At 69.6% G+C, this 6705-nt stretch carries 7 protein-coding genes; 5 read left to right on the top strand and 2 right to left on the bottom strand.

Features of this window, described 5'->3' with window-relative positions; genetic code table 11:
• Positions 1–200: 200 nt before the first annotated feature.
• Positions 201–848: an HD domain-containing protein gene (locus FF041_RS37110; protein ID WP_153527163.1), complete on the bottom strand. Its 648-nt coding sequence runs from the start codon at positions 846–848 to the stop codon at positions 201–203.
• Positions 849–1327: 479 nt separating this feature from the next.
• Here FF041_RS37110 and tgmA point away from each other — a divergent pair, with 479 nt between their 5' ends.
• The 5 genes from tgmA (at position 1328) to FF041_RS37085 (ending at position 4564) form a co-directional block, all read left to right on the top strand.
• Positions 1328–1519 (top strand): putative ATP-grasp-modified RiPP, encoded by a 192-nt coding sequence (tgmA, locus tag FF041_RS37105; protein WP_153527161.1) that lies wholly within the window; start codon positions 1328–1330, stop codon positions 1517–1519.
• 13 nt (positions 1520–1532) lie between these two features.
• Complete coding sequence (tgmB, locus tag FF041_RS37100) at positions 1533–2468, top strand: ATP-grasp ribosomal peptide maturase (protein WP_153527159.1); 936 nt, start codon at positions 1533–1535, stop codon at positions 2466–2468.
• A 488-nt stretch (positions 2469–2956) separates the two neighbouring features.
• Positions 2957–3388, top strand: coding sequence for a hypothetical protein (locus FF041_RS37095; protein ID WP_153527157.1), 432 nt, complete (start codon positions 2957–2959; stop codon positions 3386–3388).
• A gap of 20 nt (positions 3389–3408) precedes the next feature.
• Positions 3409–3882 carry a hypothetical protein gene (locus tag FF041_RS37090; protein ID WP_153527155.1) on the top strand — a complete coding sequence of 158 codons (474 nt, stop codon included), beginning with the start codon at positions 3409–3411 and terminating at the stop codon, positions 3880–3882.
• A gap of 250 nt (positions 3883–4132) precedes the next feature.
• On the top strand, positions 4133–4564 hold the full coding sequence (locus FF041_RS37085; RefSeq protein WP_153527153.1) for a peptidoglycan-binding domain-containing protein: 432 nt from the start codon (positions 4133–4135) through the stop codon (positions 4562–4564).
• 64 nt (positions 4565–4628) lie between these two features.
• Here the strand turns inward: FF041_RS37085 and FF041_RS37080 are convergent, their stop codons facing one another.
• Positions 4629–6494: an RICIN domain-containing protein gene (locus FF041_RS37080; protein ID WP_194292361.1), complete on the bottom strand. Its 1866-nt coding sequence runs from the start codon at positions 6492–6494 to the stop codon at positions 4629–4631.
• Positions 6495–6705: the final 211 nt, after the last annotated feature.

Here is a 6705-nt window from a genome sequence, read left to right as displayed (position 1 = left end):
CCTTCCGGCCTCTTCGGTCCGGCCGGAGGACGGTCCGCGATGACCCGCGACGACCGGCGGCCCGATCCTTCGGGGACCGACCGCAGGGGAGGCCGGGCCGGGGCCCGGACGACCGGGACGGCCGGGGAGGCCGGGGAGCGGATGGCCGTCCACGGCGGTCGCCGTACCGGGAGATGGGCGGCGCGTCCTTGCCGTATCGGTCATTCGGACCAGGGCGAGTCCAGGATCGTCCGTACGAAATCCCCGCGCTCGAAACCCGGTACGCAGTGCTGGAGAACATCCGCCTTCACATTGCCGAACGCCGTCTGCGGCTCCGGGCGGATTCCCTCCGCGAACGCCTCGATGATGCGCCGCTTGAAGTCCGGCCGCGGATGCAGAGTGACGATGGCCGCACGGTCCGTATCGGAGATGGCGTCGAAACCGATGCCGAGCACGTCATATTCGACACCTGCGGTCACCAAAGCCACTTCCGGCTCCATGAACTCGGGAATGCCGGGGGTGGTGTGCAGAGCGATGGCGGTCCACACCCGGCGCACGCTGTCCTCGGGCACCCCCCGGCTCCGGAGAAACCGCCGTGCCTCGTCCGCGCCGTCGACTTCGAAGCGCCGCCCGCTCCCCCGGAATGGCTCGCCGAGCCCCAGATCGTGGAACATGGCCCCGATGTAGAGCAGCTCGGGGTCGAAGGAGAGGTCGCGATTGCGCCCTTGGAGGGCGCCGAAGAAGTAGACCCGGCGCGAATGGTCGTAGATCAGCGAACTGGTGGTGTCCCTGACCAGTTCGGTGGCCTCCCGGGTCAATGTGGTGTTCGGAAGGGGGAGTCCCCCGATCGGGGGATGAGTGCTCGTCATGGGTATTCTCCGGGTTTCCTCGTACGATTGCCGATGAGGGTGCCGATCCTGCCCGGTTCGTCCGGCGGCGGCTATGACCCGGGCTCCGTGTCCGCGCGACGGGATGCCCACAAGGAGCTCACAGACAAGGAACGGGGTATCACGCTGTGTTCACCGCGTGATAGGAGGTTCAAGTGAACTTTGGTGCAATCGTGACCAGTAGGACGCGTGAGGCTGATGGTGACCGACATCACTGCCCTTCGGAGTGCACGGAATTCGTCCTTCAGGCGTCTCGGTAAGTGTCAGGAATACGTCAACGACCCGCGCGCGCGGATGGGTTCGCGGTGCGAATATGCGGCTGCCCGGATCGGGGACGTTCGACTGGCGAGCATATCTCAGCAATATGACGGTACGTGATGAATCAACTACATCAGATCTGCGTATTGCCCTCATGGCCACACAGTGGCCCAGAACAGTCCCGTGTGGGCCAGGGAGAAAGCATGAAACCGTTCGCGTGGAACTACGCTCGCCCGGCCGAGCTGGCGCCTGTGATCGATCAGTACTCGTACGACTCCACTCTGCAGCTGAACGTCCTGCCCGACGGCCGCCCCGCCGTCTCGGACCGGACGCTGCTGGCGGCGGTCGGCACCACCACCTCCACCGCCGGATCCGCCACCCACTTCGACGACTGAAGCGCATCACACGATGACGGTGCTGATCCTCACCTGTGAGCAGGACGTGACCGCGGACATGGTGGTGGCGCAGCTGCACCGAAGAGGCGTCCCCCTCGTCCGGTTCGACCCCGCCGACCTTCCCGGGGAGGGCGCGCTCTCCGCGGAGTACGTCCGGGGCGAGTTCCGCGGCTATCTGTCGACGGGCGGCCGGGTGGTGAGCATGGACGGCCTGCGCTCCATCTGGGTGCGCAGGCCCGGCGAGCCGGCGGCGCACGCCGCCGAACCCTCGGAATGGCTCACCGCCGAGAGCGGGCAGGCGCTGTACGGAGTACTGGAGTGCACGGGGGCCCGCTGGATGAACGAGCGGGACGCCGCGGCCAAGGCACGGCTGAAACCATGGCAGCTGCGCCTCGCCCACCACAGCGGCTTCCCCGTGCCCGCGACGGTCGTCACCACCTACCCCCGGGTCGCCCGGCAGTTCGCCGAACAGTACCGGCATGTGGTGGTCAAGGCGGTGTCGGGCAAGCCGCCGGGCGAACCGCCGATGGCCCTGCCCACCACACTCGTACCGCCGGACACCGACTTCTCCGATGTGGCAGCCGGCCCCACGCTGCTCCAGCGCTATATCGCCAAGCGCGCCGACATCCGGCTCACGGCGGTCGGCGACCGGCTGTTCGCCGCCCGGAAGCCCGCCGAGCCGGGGCAGGTGGACGGGCGGTACGGCGACACCGGGCACACCTGGGAGCCCGTCGAGGTGCAGCCGCGGGTCGAACGGTCCGTGGCGCTGTACCGGAAGCTCGCCGGACTCGCCTACGGGGCCTTCGATTTCGCGGAGGACTCCGAGGGGACCTGGTGGTTCCTGGAGTGCAACCAGGGCGGCCAGTTCGGCTTCATCGAACTGGAGACCGGCCAGCCGATCGCGGACGCGGTCGCCGAATGGCTCGGCGCCCCGGGGGAGTGCGCATGACCCCGTGACCGTCGTACGTCCGGTACGCGCCGCCGCCGGGAGGGCGCGTACCGGTGTCGCCCGAACGCCGCTTCCCCTCCCGGCCGACCGGGAAGGGGCCGCTCCGGCTCCTCTCTGCCCCGGTGCCGGACTCTGTGATCGGACCGCTCCGGCCTTCCTCCGGTCCCGGCTCCGGCCTTCCTCCGGTCCCGGTGCCGGCCTTCCTTCGGCCCTCTTTCGGCCCCGGCTCCGGCCCTCCGCGAACGTCAGCGGCCTGTCAGCCGTGCCCGCCACCATCGGCCAGTGCCGACGGGGGTGGCGTACAGCGGATGGGCACGGCCGGCGCCTCACCTCACGGCTGTCACGTTCATGTTCCCGCCGTGTTCCCACGAGACCCGCGAGAGAGCCGTCGATCCGTCAGAAGCCTGCCGGAGTTCTCCCGGAGCTCCGCCGGACAGCCGCCGGGCCGAGAGATAGGGCACCTGCCGATGAGTGGAAGAACCAGACGTGTGAGGCGTCTGCTGCGGAGAGCCGCGACGCCCCTGGCCGTCTGCGCGATGGTGCTCGGCACGGCCGTTCCGGCGACCGCCGCGCCCACCGCGGTGCCGGACTGCTGGCTGCGCCCCGCGGAGACGCACCGGGACTGGACCGGGATGAACTTCACCGGTGACATGTGGTGCGAGGTGACCCAGGGCTGGGTGCGTATCCAGTCGCGCTCCACCAGTCCCGTCGTGGGATGGGCGGAGTACTCCCCGCGCTGGTTCGTCTGCTGGAAGGAAGGCTCCGACTATCTCGGCTCCAACCTCTGGTACTACACCCAGGGCGACCGGGTCGTGGCCTCGCCGACCGTGAAGGCCTGGGGCTATATGCCGGCGGTCGTCGTGAAGACCCCCCAGCACCCCATGCCGGGGCTGGCCCAGTGCCCCTGGTCCTCATCATGACGATCTCCCAGGAGTCCGCGATGAAGAGCGCATCATCCGCTGTATCCGGAGTGGCACGCCACCGCGGCGCGCTCATGGCCGCCGCGTTGCTCTCCCTGACCCTCTCCGCCGCTCCCGCGCACGCTGCCGTGGCACCCCCGTCCGCCGTGGCGGCCACCTGTGTGATCCAGGAGGGGCTCGATCTGCGCGACACCATCGGCAATGTCTTCACCAAAGCGCTCAACTGCGACAACCTCCCCTCCGAGGTCTTCGGCAGGCCCGCCTTCGACGCCCCCATCACCGGATGGCTGAAACTATCGCCTTCCCGGTTCACCTGTTTCACCAAGGGGCCCGCGGATACCACCGGCAACACCTACTGGTACTACGTCCAGGGCGACCAGGTCGGCGAACTCCCCCCGATCAAGGGCTGGGGCAATGTCCCGGGCGAGGTCCTCCAGCTCTCCGGCGGCCTCACCCACCCCGTCGCCGGTCTTCCGCGCTGCCCCTGGTTCTAGGTCGTGTCTTCAAAGTCCCGTCTGCCTGCCGTGCCCTGGCACGCACGCTCGCTGCGTTGTCGTCAGTCGCCGATGCTCCGCATGGACTCCTTCCTCCGCCTTGCGATCGCACGCACCAGACCCCGCCAGGCCCTCCCCCTGGGCTTCGCCCGGGGGGACCCCCATCCGGGCGGACGACGCTACTTTGAAGACACTCCCTAGACCCCCCAGCACCTTGCCGGAGTATTCGAATCCGCCTGAGAGGACCCTCATGAGGACAGGACCGAGAACCCGCATAGCCGCCGCCGCGGCGCTCATCGCCTGTGCGACGGCCCTCGCCGTGCCCGGCTCGGCGACGGCGACGACCGGTGCCGCGCCGGGCTCCGCCGGCTCGGCCGCCGTCGCCGTCGAAGCGCCGTCCGTGCCCGCGGTGATGGCCCGTGCCAGAGCGCTCGCCTCGGGCAGCGAGTGGCGTCTGTGCATGTATCTGGGCGGGCACACCACCGTGCAGATGGGCAGTACGGGCGAGCCCGTGCGGCACCTCCAGTGCATACTCAGCGAGGTCTACCGCTATGTGAACGTCCCCACGAACGGCGTCTTCGAAGAGGTCACCAAGGCATCCGTGGAACATCTCCAGAGGGCGTTCGGCCGCACCGTCACCGGTGTCGTCGACACCGCGACCTGGGCCGTGCTGCACCCCTGAACCCGCGCAAGCCCCACGGGGCGGGCCCGGGCCGCCGGTGAGGCGGTCCCGGGCCCGCCCCGCGTCATGTTCTGGGGCGCGGGGTGAGGAAGACGTCGTACCCGCTGTTGGTGTCGCCCGTCACCAGATTCGACGCGGAGGAGTGGAAGGCCAGGTACTGGCCGTTCGCGCTGATCTCGGTGGCGATGGTGAAGCCGTTGCCCTGTACGTATCTGCTGTTGACGCTGGCCCGTACGGTGGTCCTGGTCTGCCGGTCCCAGACGAACGCGTCGTCGGAGCCGTTGGTGTCGTCGGGCACCAGGGTCTCCGACCAGGAGGTGAAGGCGACGTACCGTCCGTCGTCGGTGATGGTCGGCGAGTACGAGCTCATCAGGCTCTCATAGCCGTCGTGGCCGAAGCTGACGCGCTGGGTGGTCGCGCTCTGCCGGTCCCTCAGGAACACATCGTTCAGACCGTCGTTGTACTGGTTGGGCACCAGATCGCCGGCGTTCGAGGAGAAGGCGACGTACCGTCCGTCCGCGCTGATGGCCGGCTCACCGGAATCGCGGTCTGCGGAGCCGCCGCCGTGGGCCGGACTGACGCGCTCGGTGGTGCCGCTCTGCCGGTCCCGTACGAAGGCGTCGAAGAACTGGCCGGTGTCGCCGGAGACCAGATTGCCCGCCTGGGAGGCGAACGCGATCTGCCGCCCGTCAGGGGTGACATCAGCTCCCACGGAGGGGCCGTTGCCCTGCGCGCCGCTGCTGGAGACGCTGACCCGCTCGACGGAGCCCGTTCCCAGATCGCGCAGAAACACATCGGACACGCCGTTGGTGTCGCCCGTGACGAGGTTGGCCGCTGAGGACTCGAAGGCGAGATGCCGTCCGTCCGGGGTGATCGACGGCGCGGCGGAGGCGTGGGAGCCGAGCTGGCCCGCCCCCGATCTGCTGACCAGCTCGGTGACGCCGGTCTGCCGGTCCCTCAGGAAGACGTCCGTGGCGTTGTTGGTGTCGCCCGGCGCCAGGGTGCTCGCATCGGACTGGAAGGCGACGTACCGTCCGTCCGCGCTGATGGAGGGCGCCTTCGACCCCTTGTCGCCCTGCGCGCCGTTGCTGGAGACGCTGACGAGCTCGGTCGCGCCCGTCACCCGGTCCCGGACGAAGACGTCTCCCTGACCGTTGGCGTCCCCCGTGACCAGCTGGGCGCTCAGGGCCTCGAAGGCGACATAGCGGCCGTTCGCGCTGACGCTGTTGGTGTGCTGGGGGATGTTGCCGATGCCCTCGGTGATCTGGGCCCCGCCCGGGGTGAGACTCAGCCGCTCCATGCCCGTGTCGGGCGGCGCCGGCTCACTGGCCGGGTCGTTGCCGATTCTCGGCTGGCGCTGGTGGAAGGCGATCCCCGACTGCCCGGTGCACTCGGCCAGCCGTACCGACACCCGGGGGAAGGGGGAGCCCCCGGCCACCTCCAGACACTTGGCCGGGGTGGAGGTGAGCGGTTTGAGCCAGACATGGGTGGTGCGGTCCTCCACCAGGAAGCTGGTGCCCGCCTGGCCCGTGCAGGTCGCCTGACGGACGAGCGTCCCCGTCGCTCCGGACGAGTTCTGCATCTCCATGCAGCTGCCGCTGTTGGCATTGACGACATTGACCGAGCCGCCGCCCGCCGCCGACTCCTGGAGCCGCCAGACCGCTCCGGCCTGGCCGGTGCAGTCGGCCTGGAGGACCGGGGCACCGGGCTGGAGGGAGGAGTTCTCCGTCTCCAGGCAGCGTCCGCTGTGCGTGGCGATGATGTTGATCTCCCCGGCGCGTCCGCCTGCGCCTGCGCCTGCGCCCGCGCCCGCGACCTCGGCCGCCCGGACGGGCGGGGCCGCGGCGAGGCCCAGCAGCGCGGCGAGGGAGAACAGGGCGGTCAGGATCGCGATGGCGCCGCCTGAGCGGCCGGTATGAGGTGCTGTCATGAGAAAACCTCTCCAGAAGGGGCGGCCCAGGGGCCGCTGAGCGGACCACTGGCTCCGGGACATGACGGAGGCCACGGCTCCGGCGGCGAAGCCGCGGCCTCCTGGGCAGCGGGGGGAGGGGATACCGCTCAGAGGGTCATCCGCCAGTGCTGGTCACGGGTGAAGGAGTTGGTCCACTGGTCGGCCTCGACGTCGTCGGCCAGACTCTCGC

Origin of the sequence: Streptomyces jumonjinensis (assembly GCF_009600885.1) — a bacterium.
GTDB classification, from domain to species: domain Bacteria; phylum Actinomycetota; class Actinomycetes; order Streptomycetales; family Streptomycetaceae; genus Streptomyces; species Streptomyces jumonjinensis.
Note: the sequence above shows the minus strand (reverse complement) of the source record. Positions and strands in the feature narration are given on the sequence as shown.

What these genes read in the sequence shown, in the direction of transcription:
- FF041_RS37110 (WP_153527163.1), bottom strand. Translation starts at nt 848, where the DNA reads ATGACGAGCACTCATCCCCCGATCGGGGGACTCCCCCTTCCGAACACC.
- tgmA (WP_153527161.1), top strand. Translation starts at nt 1,328, where the DNA reads ATGAAACCGTTCGCGTGGAACTACGCTCGCCCGGCCGAGCTGGCGCCT.
- tgmB (WP_153527159.1), top strand. Translation starts at nt 1,533, where the DNA reads ATGACGGTGCTGATCCTCACCTGTGAGCAGGACGTGACCGCGGACATG.
- FF041_RS37090 (WP_153527155.1), top strand. Translation starts at nt 3,409, where the DNA reads ATGAAGAGCGCATCATCCGCTGTATCCGGAGTGGCACGCCACCGCGGC.
- FF041_RS37085 (WP_153527153.1), top strand. Translation starts at nt 4,133, where the DNA reads ATGAGGACAGGACCGAGAACCCGCATAGCCGCCGCCGCGGCGCTCATC.
- FF041_RS37080 (WP_194292361.1), bottom strand. Translation starts at nt 6,494, where the DNA reads ATGACAGCACCTCATACCGGCCGCTCAGGCGGCGCCATCGCGATCCTG.